Origin of the sequence: Pseudomonas sp. G(2018) (assembly GCF_005502415.1) — a bacterium.
Lineage (GTDB): Bacteria > Pseudomonadota > Gammaproteobacteria > Pseudomonadales > Pseudomonadaceae > Aquipseudomonas.
Window position 1 is genome coordinate 1 of sequence record NZ_SCOO01000015.1, and the last position, 17,959, is coordinate 17,959.

Below are 17,959 nucleotides of genomic sequence, written 5' to 3' on the forward strand. Positions count from 1 at the left end.
GTCGCGGCGATAACGGCCCTGTTCGATCAGGCGTTCAACCTCGGCGGCACCGAGTACATCGTTGAGTACTTGATCCACGCCGGCCGCCATCCCTTGCAAGCTGCCGCAGATGTAGATCACGGCACCGTCTGCCAGCCATTTCTTCAGTTCAGTGGCCGATTCACGCAAGCGATCCTGCACGTAGATCTTTTCGGCCTGGTCCCTTGAAAACGCCAGGTCCAGGCGCTGCAGATCGCCGGAAATCAACCACTCTTCCAGCTCGTCGCGACACAGGTAATCGTGTTCCCGATTGCGCTCGCCGAACAACAGCCACTGACGTTGCTGACCATCGGCAATCCGCGCCTTGAGCAGACTGCGCAGTCCGGCCAGGCCGGTGCCATTGCCGACCAGGATCATAGGTACCGCGTCGTTGGGCAGATGGAAACTGCTGTTGCGTCGCACCCGCAGGCTGATACTGCTGCCCACCGGCGCGTGTTCGGTGAGCCAGCCGGAACCGACCCCCAGGCTGCCATCAGGATGCAGTTCCTGGCGCACGATCAGTTCCAGGATGCCATCGGCTGCAATCGAGGCGATGGAGTATTCACGCATGGCCAGCGGCACAAGGGCATCCACCAGCGCTTGCGCGTGCAGACCGACCAGATGGCTGCGGTTCTCGGGCAGCTGTCGGCTGGCGAGGGCTTGTTCCAGTGGTTGCGACAAACCATCGTGTGTAATGGAGGCTCGGCCGTCGATCCCCAATCCATCGAGAAAATGCTCGATCGCCCAAGGGCAATTGCGCGGCAACACTTCCACCAGATCCCCGGCCAGCCAGCTGCTGGTGGTCGGTGCGGTGAAGCCCAGCAGATAGACAGCCGAACCACTGCTGTCAGGGTTGAGCAATTCGCGGCGGCTCAGGGTCCAGTTGTCATAGCTTGGTGCCTGCCAGGTGTCCATGGGCGCCTGGCCGGTCAACAGGCCCAGTTGCTGTTGCCAGTGACGCAAGGCGTAAGGGTCGCCGCTATCGACTTCCACCGGGGCGAACAGGGTCTTGCCGCCGTGTTCCCCCAGCCAGGTGTGCAGGCGTCGGGCGAAACCGCAGAAGTGTTGATACTGCCGGTCACCGAGACCGAGTACTGCGTAGTTCAGGCTCTCCAGGCTCAACGCTCGGCCCAGTACCTTGCGCTCGAAGCCACGGGCGCTGTCCGGCGCTTCGCCATCGCCGAAGGTGCTGACCACGAACAGCGCGTTGTTCGAGTCACGCAGGTCCTGCTCGCTGACACTCGCCAGCGGCTGCACCTTCACCGGCAGACCGGCGGCTTGCAACTGGCCGGCCGTCTGCCACGCCAGTTGCTCGGCAAACCCGCTTTGGCTGGCGAAGCCGATCAGCCACGCCGGAGCGCCGGTGCCCGGTTGAGCGAGCCCTTTGTGGGCATCCTTGATCTGGCGTTTTTTGCGGCGGCGATCGAGGTACAGCAACCAGCCGGTGATGAAAAACAGCGGCATGGTCAGGGCGGTGATCGTCAGAATGATGCGCCCGCCGAGGCCGAAGTAACTGCCGACGTGCAGTGCATAGATGCTGGTCAGCAGTTGCGCCTTAAAGCTCTTGTCGCTGTAGCGGTCATGCCGTTTGATCACGCCGGTGACCGGGTCGAGGGAGATTTGGTTCAGCGCGCGGTCATGGGGCGAGTCTTTCAGCAGGTAGTAAACAGTCGCCGGTTGCCCGGCCACCGGTGGCATGCGGGTGTTGTAGAAGCTCAGGTCGGGACCGGCCGCGCTGTAGATGCTGCTCCACATCGCCGAGTAATCGGCTGTCGGGGCCGGGCCGCTTGGCGCCGGACCGCGCGCGCGGACGCGCTCGCTCTGCGGCGAGTCGGAGAGCAATTGGGTCAGGCCCTTGCTGTACCACTCGTAGGACCAGAACAACCCGGTCAGCGCGGAAAAGAGGTAAAACACCAGGCACCAGGTGCCGGCAACCGAGTGCAGGTCCCAGTTAAAGCTGCGACCTTTTTTCTTCCAGTCGAGGGTCAGCCAGGCGCGCCAGCTTTTCCACTGGCGCGGCCAGCGCAGGTACAGGCCGGAGAGGCAGAAGAACACCAGGATCAACGTACAGGCACCGGTGATCTGCCGGCCGGTGTCGCCCATGGCGAGGAAGCGATGCAGTTGCAGCATCAGGCCGAAGAAGCCCTGGCCGGTGGCATCGCCCATGAGTTCGGCGGTGTACGGGTCGAAGAAGCGCATTGGCCCGCGACGCTCACCTGGTGACGGGGTGAAGAACACTTTTGCGGCAATGTCGCTATCGATATCAACCGAGAGCATTGCGACTTTTTTGCCCGTGGCCGCTTCGATTTTCTCCACCAGTTCGGTGGGCGGCAGTACGCCGGCGACCTGCTTTTGTACCTGCAACACCGAAGGATTCAGCGCGTAGAGGATTTCATCCTCAAACGAGACCGTCGCCCCGGTGATGCCCATCAGGGCCAGGACCAGTCCGGCGCTGATGCCGAAAAACCAGTGCAACTGGAACAGGGTTTTCTTCAACACGTCGCTCGCCTTGTTCGTTTAAAAATAATCGTCACGGCGCGCATTATGCCGTGGGTTTTCGAGAAGCATTCTTTTTTACACACAAAAGCCCCGTTCACCTGGATGAACGGGGCCTGCCGCTGATCACGCCTACCTGTGGGAGCGAGCTTGCTCGCGATGGTCGTCAACGATGACGAGAAAAACCTGACACCCCGTGTCCATCGAGAGCTCGCTCCTACAGTAGGTTGTGATCACCTTTCCATTAGAAGTGGAAGTTGGTGCTCAGCAAGGCAGTACGGCCCGCCGCCTGGTTGGCGAAGTGATTCGAGAAAGCCTTGTCGTAGTAGGTTTCGTCGGTCAGGTTCTGCACGTTCAGTTGCAGGTCGATGTTTTTGGTCAGTTTGTAGGCGGCCATCGCATCGTAGCGAACGTAGGAATCGACCATGGTGGTGTTGGCCGCGCTGCCGAATACGTCGTCGACATAGAACGCACCTCCACCGACGGTCAGCTTCGGTGTGACCTGATAGGTCGTCCAGAGGCTGGCGCTGTTTTTTGGCGTGTTAGGCAGCTCGTTGCCGTCGTTGGCTCGGTTTGCCGGAATGTCACCACCGTCGACTTGCTCGCTGTCCATGTAGGCATAACCGGCGAAGACTTGCCATTTGTCGGTCAGCTTGCCGGTGGCCGACAGCTCGAAGCCTTGGACGCGGGTTTTGCCGACGTTTTCGTAGGTCGTGGTGTTGGTCTGCACACGAGCGTTTTCCTTCTCGGTGCGGAAGATATCGGCGGTCAGCGACAGACGATCATTCAGCAGATCCCATTTTGTACCGATTTCGTAGTTCTTGGTGGTTTCCGGCTCCATGTCGCTGCTCAGCAGGTTGCCGTTGCGATCTGGCGTGCCGCCCAGCGGGTTGCCGTCCTGGCCTTCGCCGAGGGTAGAGCCCGGTGGAATGGCGGACGTGGCGTAAGAGGCATAGATGCTGCCGTTTTCCGCTGGCTTGTAGACCACGCCGAACTGACCGGTGACGAACTCGCTGACGTCATCGCCCTTGGACGTGGTGGTGCCGGCGGCGTTGTAGGTCTTGTAATCGGTGTCGAAATGGTCGTAACGCAGGCCCATGTTCACCAGCCACTGCTCGGACAACTCCAGGGTGTCGAACACGTAGAGCGCGTAGGTGTTGGCCTTGGTATCGGTGCCGGCGTAGTTGCGTGAGATCGCGCCGTTCCATGGATCGTTCGGGTTCGGGTTGGACAGCGAGGTGCAGTTGTAACCGCTTGGCGCGCCGATCAAGGCTGGCGAGCAGTTGGTGGTGACGGCCGCTGTGCCCGGGGTGGTGTCGGTGTTGACGTTGTACGAGGATTTCTGGCTTTCCTCGCGGCTCAACTCGATACCGGTGGCGAAGCTGTTCTTGAAGCCGGCGATGTAGACATCACCGAACAGATCGGTCTGGTTGGTGGTGGTCTCGGTGTTGCTGACGCGAGTATTCGCACGGCGCCAGACGCTGCCATTGTTGACGTTGCCCTTGCTGTCGTCCGGCTGGGTCAGGATGTAGTCCTGCATGCTGTTGCCGTGGCGCAGGGTGTTCTTGACGGTCAGCGCATCGGTAAGGTCGTGCTCGATGGCGATGGACGCGGTGTCGACGCGGCCTTTGCGGAAGTCGCGGTTGTCCAGGCCGTAGAAGTTGCTGCTGTCGCCGCCATCCTGGGGCTTGTCCGGGTTGGACTTGGTGCGAGCAGCCGAACCTGCGGTCGGGATCGAGTACGGAATGCCCGAATCCGGCGTGTCGTTGCTTTCCAGATGGTAGTAGTCGAGGTTGACGCGGGTGTCGGTGCCCAGGCCGAAGGCCAGCGATGGCGCGACGCCCCAGCGGTCGTAATCGACACTGTCGCGACCGGCGACGTTGCTTTCGTGGCTCATCAGATTCAGACGACCCGCAACGGTGTCGGAGAACTGATAGTTGCCGTCCATGGTGTAACGCTGGGTCTGGTCCGAACCCCAGGTAAAGCCACCGTCGAACGAGTTGCCCAGGTGCGCTTTTTTGCTCACCAGGTTGATGCTGCCGCCCGCCGCGCCACGGCCGCCGATGGCCGAGTTCGGGCCCTTGCTGACTTCGATCGATTCAATGGCGAAGATCTCGCGGCTCTGCGAACCGGTATCGCGCACGCCATCGAGGTAGGTGTCGCCCTGGGCATCGAAGCCGCGGATGAATGGACGGTCGCCCTGCGGGTTGCCGCCTTCACCGGCGCCGAAGGTGATGCCTGGAACAGTGCGCAGTGCGTCCTGCATGTTCATGGCGCCGGTGTCTTTGAGGACTTGTTGCGGGATGACCGTAATCGAACGCGGCGTGTCGACCAGCGGTGCGGTGTACTTGGGCGAGGAGGCTTTCTCGACGTTGTAGGAGGTCTCGTCCCGGGCTTCACCAGTGATCGCGGTAGCACCCAGCGAAAGGGTGTTGCTCGGTGCTTTTTCGTCGGCTTTTTCAGCCGCGAAAACCATGTGGCCCGCAGAGCCGGCAGTAATTGCCACGCCAATTGCAGAGGCGAGCAGACGTGGTGAACTGACCGGTAATTGTGGGTGTTGACGTGACATTTTTATTCCCCTCCCCAAGGATTTGAGGCTGCGGAATATAGGGTAGACGCGTCTTTGTATCAATTGCGAAACGTTACTATTCGCGCTGAATTTACATTCTTTACAATTTAGCCTTACGGTTTTTACTGGTTCGTTCGTCTGCCGGGTTTTACACGGGCAATAAGAATCAATACCATTGGCGCCCCTCGATCTCAGGCGTCTTCCCATGCTGCTGCACATTCCCGGCTTGTTCGACAAAGAAGAAGTGCAGCGCATCCGCGAGGCTCTGGAACAGGCCGATTGGGCCGATGGCAAGATCACTGCCGGCTATCAGTCGGCCAAGGCCAAGCACAATCTGCAATTGCCTGAAGGTCATCCGCTGGCCAAGGAGATCGGCGCGGCGATGCTGGAGCGGTTGTGGAAAAATCCGCAGTTCATGTCGGCGGCACTGCCGCACAAAGTCTTTCCTCCGTTACTGAACTGTTACACGGCCGGTGGCAGTTTCGACTTCCACATCGACAATGCCGTGCGACAACCCAAGGGCAGCGTCGAACGGGTGCGCACCGATTTGTCGGCGACCCTGTTTTTCAGTGAGCCGCAGGATTACGACGGCGGTGAACTGGAAATTCAGGACACCTTCGGAACCCAGCGGGTGAAGTTGCCGGCCGGCGACATGGTGCTGTACCCCGGCACCAGCCTGCACAAGGTCAACGCCGTGACTCGTGGTGCACGCTACGCCTCGTTCTTCTGGACCCAAAGCCTGGTGCGAGAGGATAGCCAGCGCGCGCTGTTGTTCGAGATGGACGGCGCGATCCGCCAATTGACCCAGGATGTACCGGATCATCCTTCGCTGATTCGCCTGACCGGCACTTATCACAACCTTCTGCGCCGTTGGGTCGACGTATGAGTTTTCAATTGCGCCGCGAAGAAGTACTCGACGGCGAACAGCTCAAATCCATGCTCGACGAAAGCCCGGCGCGTGCTGCCCAGGCGATTCTCATGGCTGCCCGTGAAGGTGTTGTCGATGCCCAGGCGTTGCTCGGGCAGATCCTGCTGGACGGGCGAGGGATTGCGCAGGATCAGGCGCTGGCACTGCGCTGGTTCGACATCGCCGCCCGACAAGGGCACCTGATGGCTCGCAACATGCTGGGGCGTTGTCATGAGCATGGTTGGGGTTGTGTTGCTGATGCCTCGGTCGCTGCGCGGCATTATCAGATCGCGGCAGACTCCGGGCTTGACTGGGCGATGTACAACTACGCCAACTTACTGGCGACGGGGCGTGGTGTCGTTGAGGATCAGCCGCAAGCATTAAGTTTCTATCACCGTGCCGCTGAACTTGGTCATGCGAAATCGATGAACCTGCTGGGGCGATATCTGGAAGAAGGGCACTTTTGCCCCGCAGATGCAAAAGCTGCCCGTGACTGGTACCAAAGGTCGGCGGTCGGCGGAGATTTCCGTGGGCAGTTCAGTTATGCCGCAGTGCTGGCGGATGAAGGCCGTGTCGATGAGGCGCTGGTCTGGTTGCGCAAGGCATTGGACGGTGGGAATCTGAGTTTTCTGCGGGTGGCAAGTCAGGCATTGGCGAGCGCAAGTGATCCGCATATTCGCGCTTTTGCGGCAGAATTTAATCAAAGGTTCCTTCAGTTGTGTGAGGAGCGGAAGTAACACTGACTTCGGCGAGGGAGCAAGCTCCCTCGCCACTGGCTATTCATCGCATGCTCTGTTTCTGAACTGAAATAGCAGATACAAAAAGGCCCATAACATGTTGTGGGCGTTTCACTTGTAATTGTCCTTATACGTAGAATTCCGAAATGATGAGGCGGTTTGATCGCTCAATTATTTTGTTATGAATGGTTTTACAGTTTTTTGACTGTGCTTTGTTTAGTGCATTAGTTTGTCAGTGATGCTGCGGGCTATTGCGTTGTTCTCGATCTGTTAGCTTGGAGTAGAAATGGTTGAGTATTAATTGGTAAATTATGGATGATGAAAAATTGAGCTTAATTAACGTTTCAAGTGATCAAGGTTTGATACTGGCAGAATCGCAACTCATTGATCTTGTCAATTATGTGCGAGTGGGGCTTGCGCTCCCCTGCACACAGGAGGATGTCGCGAGCTACCTGAATTTCGGCCTGCCAGAGGACAATGCGAAACTTAAGGTCAATGATTTAATGGCTACGTTCGTCTTGACGCGTAAGCACACCGAGCGCTGGTCACGGCTGGTGGCTCGAATCGCACGGACCAGTTTTGACCTTAAGCGGTTCGGTGAGGGAATGGAGAGTTACGGTGAACACATGGAGCGCATCTACAGTGAAATCAAAGCCGCCAAGGCTCTTGGCGAATTGAATATCAATACGTTGGCAGATTATAAGAAGGCTCGGCGGGGACAGGGAATATTGCCGGGATTTGAACTTGAGCCATACACAACTCCAGATACTAAATACCGAATTACTCAATATTTTGAATTGGTTTGTGCTGCTCACGAGTCCGTTTTTAGTATCAAGAGAGACCTGGATGGCTTTAATAGAGTGTTGCGCGAGGAGGTGATCCCCGGAATAAAGTCTCGATTGAAACTGGTTGATGTACAGGCTTGCGTCGATGAAATCAATTCGCTGAAGCAGTCGCTTTCTCGGCGCGATGAAGAGATTAATAGCTTGAATACCCATCTTGCAGGTTTATCTGAGCAAGACGCTTTATCGTCATTCCTGATTGTTCCTGACATACTTAGATACGCTCAAGCGAAGAGGGTTAACTCCGAACTTGTAGAGGCTGTGCAGCAGCAAGTTAGCGACATACGATTGCACAATAGTTTGCTTCAAGCGCTGCGTTCTCTAGAGCGAGCGGTGCGCAATATTCAGGATATTGAAGCGATCGCGATCAAGGCTGAGTTGGCTGTGCGGAATCTGGTATACCTTTGGAATATTATTTGTCGGTACGTTTCAGAGTCTGTATCAGCTGTATCAGATATCACAGACGCAATGAGTATGCGACGCTTTATTATCTCTCTTAGAGCGATTGTGTATCCTTGGGCGAAAACTCAACAGGATGCCGATGCGCTGATTCAGATTTTAGGTACACGAACATCGACGTAATATAATTGTGAATTAGGATGAGGCAAATCTTTGCTTGATCCAAGTCGCTGTCGATGTTTATGCCGTCTTGGTAGCGGGATCTTTATGGTATTAATTGATGTTGCGGTGTTTTATTGTTCGCGGTGAGCGCTTGTTTCATGACTTGATACAGGTATTGTGTTGTTTTCCTGGAGTTGGTTTCTTTATGTTGTTTCACAGCGGCTGTCTGTTGTGTTAGCTTTTTAGCGGAAGCACTCGCTATTGCGTTGTTCTAGTTTGTAAGTATTTGTTTTTTTTTGATCGATAATTAAAGGATTAATTATGGGAAGTAGTAAGTTGTGGGAGGAAGTATACGAGGGGGCTGGATATGACAAAATTTCCGAAGTCGCGGCGATTGCCCCGCAAGTGCTAGTTGATGCTTCAGTCGGTAGGTCGAGTGAATCCAAGCGAGAGACTGGTTTGATATTGACCAAGCAGCAGGTCATTGATCTTCGCAGGTATGAAGCGGCGGGACTTAAGCTGCCCTATACGCTTGAGGATGTTATTAGTTACTTGAACTATGGCGTAGAAGATACGGGCAGTGAAGGCCTACAAGCCGTTGACTTTCTAGGTACGTTCCTGATGACGCGCAATCACGCCAAAAGCTGGTCGCCGCTGCGGGAGCAGATCATGCTTACCGGCACAGAGCTAAAGCTGTTCGGTGCTCACATGGAGAGTTATGGTAGTAGCATCGAAGAGATTTACAGCGAAGTAAAAGCCGCTAGAGCTCTGGATAAATATGATGTCAAAACCCTTGCGGATCTTAAACTTGTCGAACGGAATTGGGGACCTCTACCAGGGCTTGAGCTAGAACCTGATACTGTTGTTGATTTGAGTTACTGTCTTGATAAGATTTTCGAAAAGGTTTCTATTAATCTGGAAAAAGTTAACTCTATCAAGAGTAAGCTGGCTATATTTGATGGTGATTTGCGCGAGAAGGTAATTCCCAGCATTAAGTTTCGGGCTCAATTGATAAAGACACAATCTTACTCTGATGAGATTAATGCGCTACAAGCGGTTATTGATCGGCGTGCAGAAGAGATAGGTGAGTTGAATTCGCACTATAAGACTTTCGTTGCTGAGTCGTTTAAGTCTGCTGGGGAGGCGAGTTTTGTCGGAGTTGCAGGGGCAATTTATTATGGCATTCAGGCGGAGGATATCAGGGCGGATCGCAAAAAGCTCAATGTGCTGCAAGATCGCGACCTTGAACGTCTTAGGGAAAAGAACCAAACGCTGGGTTCTCTAAAACGTGTGGAGCACGACCTTCAGAATCTTGATTTGATTGCGGTCGAGGCCGAGGTCGCAACACGGAATTTGGTGTTCGTGTGGAATACAGTTCATCGATACGTGTCTGAATCGTCGAAAACAGTTTCAGAAATAAGTGATGCACTGTCTTTGCGGCGTTTTATGGTGGCATTTAGAAATGTTGTGCACCCATGGACAAAAATTCGTCAGGATTCTGATGCGTTGATTCAGATTTTCAGAGATGCAGACGAAGAGTATTACCGAGATAAAAACATGACGCCAAGAACGATGATGAGAATGTTTCGTGAGCCAGCTTATCCTGTAGTAGATGTTGAGATGTTGCGAGGTAAAGGTGATGAGATTGTCATTATTGGTGTCTCTGCTGAAGCCTTGTTTATAAAGCTCAGTTATTTGCCTGATTTTTTTGATCGAGCCAAGCGTATCGTAAGAGGCGTCAGCACCTGCACCTCAACTTTGCGGGAACACAGCCTCGGTTGTAGGATAGAACTGGAAACCAGAATCCGCCGCCTATCCACTCTTCAGCAAGAACTGCAGGGTACTGCTATCGACTCAGAGGAACTTGAAGAAGTCAAAGAAGACCTGGAGCGAGAGCTCACTAAAACGCATACTACCCGTACTGCAGCTAGCTACATCAGCAACTGTTTTGAAGATATTAATGTGGTCTTTGAATCTAGTTTGACGTTTGAGTTTGTCAAGGGGTTAGAACTGGATGAAAAGAATGCAAGGGAGTCCAGGGAGTATCTGAACAATAAATTGGCTGAGCTTGAAAGTCTTCATAAGGCTGCTATGGAAGCAATCAAGCTTGTCGAAAGTAAAATCAAGACCAATGACACTAGATTGACATTGCAAAATCTTATTGCACTAGGACTGACGCAATCATCCGCTGGCAGGGTCATTTTGGTACTTCGAGAGCTTTCACAGGCTTTGGAGAGTGTGCCAGAGGCTATTTCGCTTGATATTATGGTGACGGACTGTAGGGCGCTGTCGTCACGGATAAATAGCTTGCACGAGAGAGTCGCAGCCGAAAGTGAAAAAATCAGGGTGCTGAAACAGAAAGTGGAGTTTGTTGGGGTAGTTCACTCGCTCAATGATCAGCGGTTGAAATATGCTGCTGAGTATCAGAAGGTGAATAGTGCCTTCGGGAAGTTTGTAGGCTTTATAGAGAGTAATTCGACTGGCGAAATTGGTGATCGTTGTATGGCTTTTATAGGCGAAGCTAAGAAATTCATTGAGTTTTTGAAAGTTTCTGAGCGGCTATGAAATTAATGTTCGCTCATTGAACTCAGTGATTTAGGAAATCAAAAGGCTCGTGACTTGTCACGGGCCTTTTGATTGTGTGGCTGAAACTTGTAGCTACCTTTACACGTAAAACGATTTCAATGGTGGAAAACCATTGAACTCAACGGCGCTGTAACTGGTGGTGTACGCACCGGTCGACAGCCAGTACAGACGGTCACCGATCGCCAGGTTCAGCGGCAGGCCGTACTTGTAGTTTTCGTACATGATGTCGGCGCTGTCGCAGGTCGGACCGGCGATGACCACTTCTTCCACTTCGCCTTTCTTCTCGGTCCAGATCGGGAACTTGATGGCTTCGTCCATGGTTTCGATCAGGCCGGAGAATTTGCCCACATCCGTGTACACCCAACGCTCGACGGCGGTACGGGATTTACGTGCGACCAGTACGACTTCACTGACCAGGATGCCGGCGTTGGCGATCAGCGAACGGCCTGGTTCCAGGATGATTTCCGGCAGGTCGTCGCCGAAGTCTTCCTTGAGGAAACGGATGATTTCTTCGGCGTAGGTTTCCAGGCTGTTGGTGCGGGTGATGTAGTTGGCCGGGAAGCCACCGCCCATGTTGATCAGCTTCAGGTGGATGCCGTCTTCTTCTTTCAGACGTTCAAAGATGACTTTGACTTTGGCGATCGCCGCGTCCCAGACGCTGATGTCACGCTGCTGCGAGCCGACGTGGAACGAAATGCCGTAAGGCACCAGGCCCAGGTCGCGAGCGAGGATCAGCAGGTCCATGGCCATGTCGGTCTGGCAGCCGAATTTGCGCGACAACGGCCAGTCGGCAGTGGTCGAGCCTTCGGTCAGGATACGTACGTAGACTTTCGAGCCCGGCGCGGCCTTGGCGATGTTGCGCAGGTCGGCTTCGGAGTCGGTGGCGTACAGGCGCACGCCCTTGTCGTAGAAGTAGCGGATGTCCTTGGATTTCTTGATGGTGTTGCCATAGCTGATCTGGTCGGCGCTGACGCCACGGCTCAGCACTTTGTCCAGCTCGTAGATCGAGGCGATGTCGAAGCTCGAGCCTTTCTCTTTGAGCAGGTCGATGATTTCCACGGCCGGGTTGGCTTTGACCGCGTAGTAGACCTTGGCGAATTCGAAACCGGCGCGCAGGTCGTCGTAGGCCTGGCTGATCATCGCGGTGTCGATCACCACGAACGGGGTTTCTTGCTTGTCGGCGAACGCCTTCATTTTCTGAAAGGTATCGCGCGCGAAATAGTCTTCGACCTGGATCGACATGCTGGGAACTCCTACTGGCAAACTGAAATTATCAATGGGTGCAAATGAACGTCCTCCGTATCCCCACTTTGGTTCGCCTACTTCCCAAGGCATGTCGCCGAAAGCAAAAAGGCCATGGGAAGCGCTGATTCCCTTGGCCTTGCTGTCTCGTCGTCAGTACTTGAGCCGGATGGATCGTTTCCAGCATGGACGTTCGGCGCGAACTTTAGGGCGTGAGGGGCTTGAGATCAACAAAAAATGTCGCGTTTTTGCACGCTTCCGTCGTGCGGTCCCTGACCGTTACTGATGTAACGGACCTGTGTGACGGTGTGATGTTCCCTCGGTAGGGGAATTTGAAGTGATTCAGGGGGAGTCGACCAGAGACGAGAGTCGCGAAACGGTGGAGCTCCCCTTGAAGGGTACTGAGTGCCGTCCTGTTCGACTGTGATAGCGGCAGGAGGCCGTCAGGGTGTGTCAACTGTCGGCAGTTATTTGCGACTAATTAAATGACTTGAATTTGCAAAATGTAATTTTTTGCCAAAGCCGGATATTGCGAAGGTGTGAGCCTGGCGGTGATGGTCATATTGCTTGTCACGCTGGGGACGTAAATTTTTCCATTCAGGTAACCAGGGTTATTACCTACTGTTACACCTGGCGTAGCAGGCGAAACGCTAACTAATGTCCAGTTGCCGGAACCTGAAACGATTTGTCCATTCGCATCCAGCAGGTCGCCGAGGGGGAGCTTTGTGAAACTATTCCCGCGCCGTACTTTATTCGGGTTTCCAGTCGCGCTGAGACGCAGTTGAACGGCTGGGCCTGCGTGAGTGGAGGGTTCGTTTCGGTCTGGTATTACATCGGTAGTATTCATTTAAAATTTCTTGGCCTGATAAAAGTCGAATTTAACTATTGGTGTTTGGTTCGTTGTAAACGTGTGGCTGCGTCGAGCAGCTACACGTCATTAGTTAAATGTTTTCGATCTGAAAAAGAACCTATCATTTGTGATGGTGTTGGATGTTGAGTTGTAACAAATCGGGTATTTATAAGGTTGTACGGGGTGTGGTGGAACATTATGTTTCTATTAGTGCAGTTCCGCCGCTGAATTCAATGATTTAGCGGCGGAAGGCATAAATTAAATCAGCGCCATATCTGCTGACGAAACAATGCTTGTCTTGCCTCCGCGGGACTTGCCTGAACTCAAATATTCGGCAATCGATTCCTGCGTCAGGGCGGCCAGCATGGAAGCGAGGACGAGAATCAGATGAGCTTGCAGGTAAAACAACAAATCGTCGCGGTAGTGTTCGATCGTGTTGATGCCGATCCAGTGGATCAGCAGGGCCAGCAGGGCGATTACCAGCGCGCCTCCTATCAGCCCATTACCATGATGGATAGCCACAGGCGGACTCCTTTTTTCAGTCGGCGAACACATTTTCGTGTGGCAACGCCTTACTTGGCTGCCGAAAAAGTGATCGCGAAAAGCAGCTGTTTTCCAGAACCGATACGGTGTGGATGCGAGCCATGAGCGCAGTCTCGTTAGGCTTACTTGCTGATTTTTCAGCCCCCGACGAGTGGTCGTAACAGGGGAGTGGACGTCTCCGTGCTTTAAAAGGCTCCCATCTGATGCAGCATTTGGCCACCCCGGATGTACTCAACGGTTCGGTTCTTCGATCAACTTGGGCTATAATCTGCGCCCTTTTTTGAATCACCTGCCAGGCGATTTCCCATGACCAAACAGGCCGCCGAAGTCGCGAAACGCCGCACTTTCGCCATTATTTCCCACCCCGATGCCGGTAAAACCACCATCACCGAAAAGCTCTTGCTGATGGGCAAGGCGATTGCGGTGGCCGGCACGGTGAAATCCCGTAAATCCGACCGCCATGCTACGTCCGACTGGATGGAAATGGAAAAGCAGCGGGGTATCTCGATTACCACGTCGGTCATGCAGTTCCCGTATCGCGAACACATGATCAACCTGCTCGACACCCCGGGCCACGAGGACTTCTCCGAAGACACCTATCGCACCCTGACTGCGGTGGACTCGGCGTTGATGGTACTCGACGGCGGTAAGGGCGTAGAGCCACGGACCATTGCCCTGATGGACGTCTGCCGCCTGCGTGATACGCCGATCGTCAGCTTCATCAACAAACTCGACCGTGACATCCGCGACCCGATCGAACTGCTCGACGAAATCGAAGCCGTCCTCAAGATCAAGGCTGCGCCGATCACCTGGCCGATCGGTTGCTACCGCGATTTCAAAGGCGTGTACCACCTCGCCGACGACTACATCATCGTCTACACCGCCGGTCATGGTCACGAGCGCACCGAAACCAAGATCATCGAGAAGCTCGATTCCGACGAAGCCCGCGCGCATCTGGGCGACGAGTACGAGCGTTTCATCGAGCAGCTGGAACTGGTGCAGGGTGCCTGTCACGAGTTCAACCAGCAGGAGTTCCTCGACGGCCAATTGACCCCGGTGTTCTTCGGTACCGCACTGGGCAACTTCGGTGTCGATCACGTCCTCGACGCCGTGGTGGACTGGGCGCCGCGCCCGCTGGCGCGTGTAGCCAACGAGCGCACCGTGGAACCGGTGGAAGAGAAGTTTTCGGGCTTCATCTTCAAGATTCAGGCAAACATGGACCCGAAACACCGCGACCGTATCGCCTTCATGCGTATCTGCTCCGGCAAATACGAAAAAGGCATGAAAATGCGCCACGTGCGTACCGGCAAGGACGTGCGCATTGGCGATGCGCTGACGTTCTTCTCCTCGGAGCGTGAGCAACTGGAAGAAGCCTTTGCCGGCGACATCATCGGTTTGCACAACCACGGCACCATCCAGATCGGCGACACCTTCAGCGAAGGCGAAGTCCTGGGCTTCACCGGCATCCCGCACTTCGCCCCGGAACTGTTCCGCCGCGTACGCCTGCGCGATCCGCTGAAGTCCAAGCAGCTGCGCCAAGGCCTGCAACAGCTGGCCGAAGAAGGCGCGACCCAGGTGTTCTTCCCCGAGCGCAGCAACGACATCATCCTCGGCGCCGTCGGTGTGCTGCAGTTCGATGTGGTCGCCAGCCGCCTGAAAGAGGAATACAAGGTTGAGTGCTCCTACGAGCCGATCACCGTTTATTCCGCGCGTTGGGTTGAATGCAACGACAAGAAGAAACTCGAGGAATTCTCCAACAAGGCCGTGGAAAACCTGGCACTGGACGGCGGCGGTCACCTGACCTACCTCGCCCCGACCCGGGTCAACCTGGCATTGATGGAAGAACGCTGGCCGGACGTGAAATTCCGTGCGACGCGTGAGCATCACTAAGCGCTGAACTGAAACACCAAAACCCCGTTGCGAAAGCTGCGGGGTTTTTTATTGCCAACTCGATCCAGTGTGGGAGCGGGCTTGCTCGCGAAGACGTCGTGACATTCAGCATTAATGCTGACTGACAGACCGCTTTCGCGAGCAAGCCCGCTCCCACAAAGGATCATTGGTGTTAGTGGAATTGGGCATAACCCTTATTCAAAACCAATCTCTACATCGACGGCATTTCCATCGGTTCGTTAGCGTCCTATCTGGAGAACCGTGCTGATCGGAACTAGATTAAATTCAGCGCCAGACAGGCACTTCGAGACAGGAAGGATTCGGCTATGAACAGGTTGCTGCGTGTGTTGTTGATGTTGAAGGTGATGGTGATGCTGGCCCTCGGCAGTACGACAGTCTGGGCCGAGTGCGTGGATCACGAGACGCAGGCATCGAGCGGTCAGGCGGGACACGGTGAACTGATGATTGCCGCGTCTGAATCGGAACCGGGCGACAAAGGGCAGGGTGGTAGTGCGGGTGACGATGATTCGACCACCGACGAGCCGGACTCAGATGAGGAAGGTGATAGCCAGACGTAAATTGCGGGCAAAATAAAACCCCTTCTCTCCCGATTGATGCGCAATCGAAATAGAAGGGGTTGGGTCAACGAGTATCTCTGTGGGAGCGAGCGTGCTCGCTAAAGCGGTCTGTCAGTCGACAATGATGTGACTGACATGACGCCTTCGCGGGCAAGCCCGCTCCCACATTTTTAGCCCACGTTTATGCCGCGCCGTGCACGAACTGCTCGGCGTAGTGGCAAGCCACCTGGCGGCTGTCGAGCAGGCGCAAGGCCGGCTCTTCAGTGCTGCAACGCTCGGTGGCGTATGGGCAGCGCTTGTGGAAGGCGCAGCCTGACGGCGGGTTCAGCGGGTTGGGCAGTTCGCCGACGATCTTGATTTTCGGCTTGTCCGGATCCGGGTGGATGGTTGGTGTCGCCGACAACAGCGCCTGGGTGTACGGGTGCAAAGGACGGGTGTAGATGTCTTCTTTCGGACCCATTTCCACCGGACGGCCGAGGTACATCACCATCACGTGATCGGCGACGTGACGCACTACCGCCAGGTTGTGGGAGATGAACACGTAGGCGGTGTTGAACTCCTGCTGCAAGTCCATGAACAGGTTCAGCACCTGGGCCTGGATCGACACGTCCAGCGCGGAGGTCGGTTCGTCCGCCACCAGCACCTTCGGTTGCAGCATCATGGCGCGGGCCAGGGCGATCCGCTGGCGCTGACCGCCGGAGAACATGTGCGGATAACGCTGGTAGTGCTCGGGACGCAAGCCCACCTGCTTCATCATCGCCTGGACTTTCTCCCGGCGTTCGGTGGCGGACAGGTTGGTGTTGATCAACAGCGGCTCGGCCAGTTGATCACCGATTTTCTGCCGTGGATTCAGCGACGCGTAGGGGCTCTGGAACACCATCTGCACGTCTTTGCGCAGTTGCTTGCGCTGGGCCTTGTCGGCGCCGGCCACTTCCTGGCCGGCGATTTTCAGGGAGCCCGAAGACGGTTCTTCGATCAGGGTCAGGGCACGGGCCAGGGTGGATTTGCCGCAGCCCGACTCACCTACAACGGCGAGGGTCTTGCCGGCTTCCAGCTCGAAGGACACGCCGTTGAGGGCGCGCACAGTCGCGTGCCCCTTGAACATGCCACGGGACACTTCGTAGTGACGGGTCAGGTCGCGGGCGGTAAGTACGACGGCCATTACGCCACCTCCTGGTTCAGCGGGTAGAAGCAGCGGGCGAGGCTGTTGCTTTTCGGGTCAAGAGTCGGACGTTGCGCGCGGCAGTTGTCCTGCACGTATGGGCAGCGCGGTGACAGCAGGCAACCCTGCGGACGGTCGTAGCGGCCGGGGACGATGCCCGGCAGGGTCGACAGGCGCGAGGCGCCCAGGCTGTGTTCCGGAATCGCCTTGAGCAGCGCTTCGCTGTACGGGTGCGCCGGGATGTCGAACAGTTGCGGCACCTGGCCGACTTCGACGGCTTGACCGGCGTACATCACGCACACGCGCTGGGCGGTTTCGGCCACGACCGCGAGGTCGTGGGTGATCAGCACCAGGCCCATGTTCTGCTCTTTCTGCAATGCCAGCAGCAGGTCCATGATCTGCGCCTGAATCGTTACGTCCAGGGCGGTGGTCGGTTCGTCGGCGATCAGCAGTTTCGGCTCGCCGGCAATCGCCATGGCGATCGCGACACGCTGGCTCATACCGCCGGACAGTTGATGCGGGTAGGCGTCCATGCGGCTGGCCGCGCCCGGGATTTCAACTTTTTCCAGCAGTTCGATGGCGCGTTTGCGCGCGGCCTTGCCGGACATTTTCAGGTGCAGGCGCAGCACTTCTTCGATCTGGAACCCGACGGTGTAGCTCGGGTTCAGCGCGGTCATCGGGTCCTGGAAGACCATGGCCAGGTCTTTGCCGACGATCTGCCGACGCTGGCGGTTATTGAGCTTGAGCATGTTCTGGCCGTCGAAGCTCAGGGCGTCGGCGGTGACGATCCCCGGGTGCTCGATCAGGCCCATCAGCGCCATCATGGTCACGGACTTGCCGGAACCGGACTCGCCAACGATGGCCAGCACTTCGCCTTTGTCCACCTTCAGGTCGAGGCCGTCGACTACCGGTGTGGCGTTCTTGTCGCCGAAGCGAACGTTGAGATTCTTGATTTCTAGCAGTGACATGGGAATCTCC

Annotated in this window: 12 protein-coding genes and 2 pseudogenes; 6 read left to right on the forward strand and 8 right to left on the reverse strand. The window is 55.7% G+C overall.

The genetic code is table 11. The features are described 5' to 3' along the window. A partial coding sequence (locus tag FFS64_RS15960) for a sulfite reductase flavoprotein subunit alpha (protein WP_137806180.1) occupies positions 1-2,517 on the reverse strand: 2,517 nt, incomplete at its 3' end. Positions 2,518-2,758: 241 nt separating this feature from the next. Continuing rightward, entirely contained in the window at positions 2,759-5,083 is a 2,325-nt protein-coding gene (locus tag FFS64_RS15965; protein ID WP_137806181.1) for a TonB-dependent siderophore receptor, read from the reverse strand. 205 nt (positions 5,084-5,288) lie between these two features. Between FFS64_RS15965 and FFS64_RS15970 the strand changes: the two genes are divergently transcribed. The 4 genes from FFS64_RS15970 to FFS64_RS15985 all read left to right on the forward strand — a co-directional run bounded on the left by FFS64_RS15970 (position 5,289) and on the right by FFS64_RS15985 (position 10,695). Next, a complete protein-coding gene (locus tag FFS64_RS15970) occupies positions 5,289-5,969 on the forward strand; it encodes a Fe2+-dependent dioxygenase (protein WP_137806182.1) in 681 nt (226 codons plus the stop codon). Then, the gene (locus FFS64_RS15975; RefSeq protein WP_137806183.1) at positions 5,966-6,727 is read left to right on the forward strand and encodes a tetratricopeptide repeat protein; all 762 of its coding nucleotides are present in this window, start codon (positions 5,966-5,968) and stop codon (positions 6,725-6,727) included. The genes FFS64_RS15970 and FFS64_RS15975 overlap by 4 nt, the downstream gene beginning before the upstream one ends. A gap of 311 nt (positions 6,728-7,038) precedes the next feature. After that, positions 7,039-8,151, forward strand: a complete 1,113-nt coding sequence (locus FFS64_RS15980) for an alpha-xenorhabdolysin family binary toxin subunit A (RefSeq protein WP_137806184.1) — start codon at positions 7,039-7,041, stop codon at positions 8,149-8,151. Between the two features lie 300 nt (positions 8,152-8,451). Further along, a complete protein-coding gene (locus tag FFS64_RS15985) occupies positions 8,452-10,695 on the forward strand; it encodes an alpha-xenorhabdolysin family binary toxin subunit A (protein ID WP_137806185.1) in 2,244 nt (747 codons plus the stop codon). Positions 10,696-10,794: 99 nt separating this feature from the next. On the opposite strand, the gene FFS64_RS15990 is transcribed toward FFS64_RS15985, so the two are convergent. The 4 genes and pseudogenes from FFS64_RS15990 to FFS64_RS31415 all read right to left on the reverse strand — a co-directional run. Next, positions 10,795-11,958 (reverse strand): type III PLP-dependent enzyme, encoded by a 1,164-nt coding sequence (locus tag FFS64_RS15990; RefSeq protein WP_137806186.1) that lies wholly within the window; start codon positions 11,956-11,958, stop codon positions 10,795-10,797. A 481-nt stretch (positions 11,959-12,439) separates the two neighbouring features. Next, complete coding sequence (locus FFS64_RS15995; RefSeq protein WP_137806187.1) at positions 12,440-12,805, reverse strand: hypothetical protein; 366 nt, start codon at positions 12,803-12,805, stop codon at positions 12,440-12,442. A gap of 261 nt (positions 12,806-13,066) precedes the next feature. Next, positions 13,067-13,171, reverse strand: a pseudogene (locus FFS64_RS32220) (hypothetical protein); the annotation flags it as partial. Next, positions 13,160-13,330: pseudogene (locus FFS64_RS31415) on the reverse strand (ABC transporter permease); the annotation flags it as partial. The pseudogenes FFS64_RS32220 and FFS64_RS31415, both read right to left, overlap by 12 nt. Positions 13,331-13,657: 327 nt before the next feature. Here FFS64_RS31415 and FFS64_RS16005 point away from each other — a divergent pair. Continuing rightward, positions 13,658-15,241: a peptide chain release factor 3 gene (locus FFS64_RS16005; protein ID WP_137806189.1), complete on the forward strand. Its 1,584-nt coding sequence runs from the start codon at positions 13,658-13,660 to the stop codon at positions 15,239-15,241. A gap of 326 nt (positions 15,242-15,567) precedes the next feature. Then, a complete protein-coding gene (locus FFS64_RS16015) occupies positions 15,568-15,819 on the forward strand; it encodes a hypothetical protein (protein ID WP_137806190.1) in 252 nt (83 codons plus the stop codon). 181 nt (positions 15,820-16,000) lie between these two features. Here FFS64_RS16015 and FFS64_RS16020 read toward each other — a convergent pair whose 3' ends face one another. After that, positions 16,001-16,981 carry a peptide ABC transporter ATP-binding protein gene (locus FFS64_RS16020; protein ID WP_137806191.1) on the reverse strand — a complete coding sequence of 327 codons (981 nt, stop codon included), beginning with the start codon at positions 16,979-16,981 and terminating at the stop codon, positions 16,001-16,003. Continuing rightward, entirely contained in the window at positions 16,981-17,949 is a 969-nt protein-coding gene (locus FFS64_RS16025) for an ABC transporter ATP-binding protein (protein ID WP_137806192.1), read from the reverse strand. The genes FFS64_RS16020 and FFS64_RS16025 overlap by 1 nt, the downstream gene beginning before the upstream one ends. Between the last annotated feature and the right edge of the window lie 10 nt (positions 17,950-17,959).

Coding starts and splice junctions, on each gene's coding strand:
- FFS64_RS16020 (WP_137806191.1), bottom strand. CDS start 16,981: ATGGCCGTCGTACTTACCGCCCGCGACCTGACCCGTCACTACGAAGTG.
- FFS64_RS16005 (WP_137806189.1), top strand. CDS start 13,658: ATGACCAAACAGGCCGCCGAAGTCGCGAAACGCCGCACTTTCGCCATT.
- FFS64_RS15975 (WP_137806183.1), top strand. CDS start 5,966: ATGAGTTTTCAATTGCGCCGCGAAGAAGTACTCGACGGCGAACAGCTC.
- FFS64_RS16015 (WP_137806190.1), top strand. CDS start 15,568: ATGAACAGGTTGCTGCGTGTGTTGTTGATGTTGAAGGTGATGGTGATG.
- FFS64_RS15985 (WP_137806185.1), top strand. CDS start 8,452: ATGGGAAGTAGTAAGTTGTGGGAGGAAGTATACGAGGGGGCTGGATAT.
- FFS64_RS15965 (WP_137806181.1), bottom strand. CDS start 5,083: ATGTCACGTCAACACCCACAATTACCGGTCAGTTCACCACGTCTGCTC.
- FFS64_RS15980 (WP_137806184.1), top strand. CDS start 7,039: ATGGATGATGAAAAATTGAGCTTAATTAACGTTTCAAGTGATCAAGGT.
- FFS64_RS15995 (WP_137806187.1), bottom strand. CDS start 12,805: ATGAATACTACCGATGTAATACCAGACCGAAACGAACCCTCCACTCAC.
- FFS64_RS16025 (WP_137806192.1), bottom strand. CDS start 17,949: ATGTCACTGCTAGAAATCAAGAATCTCAACGTTCGCTTCGGCGACAAG.
- FFS64_RS15990 (WP_137806186.1), bottom strand. CDS start 11,958: ATGTCGATCCAGGTCGAAGACTATTTCGCGCGCGATACCTTTCAGAAA.
- FFS64_RS15970 (WP_137806182.1), top strand. CDS start 5,289: ATGCTGCTGCACATTCCCGGCTTGTTCGACAAAGAAGAAGTGCAGCGC.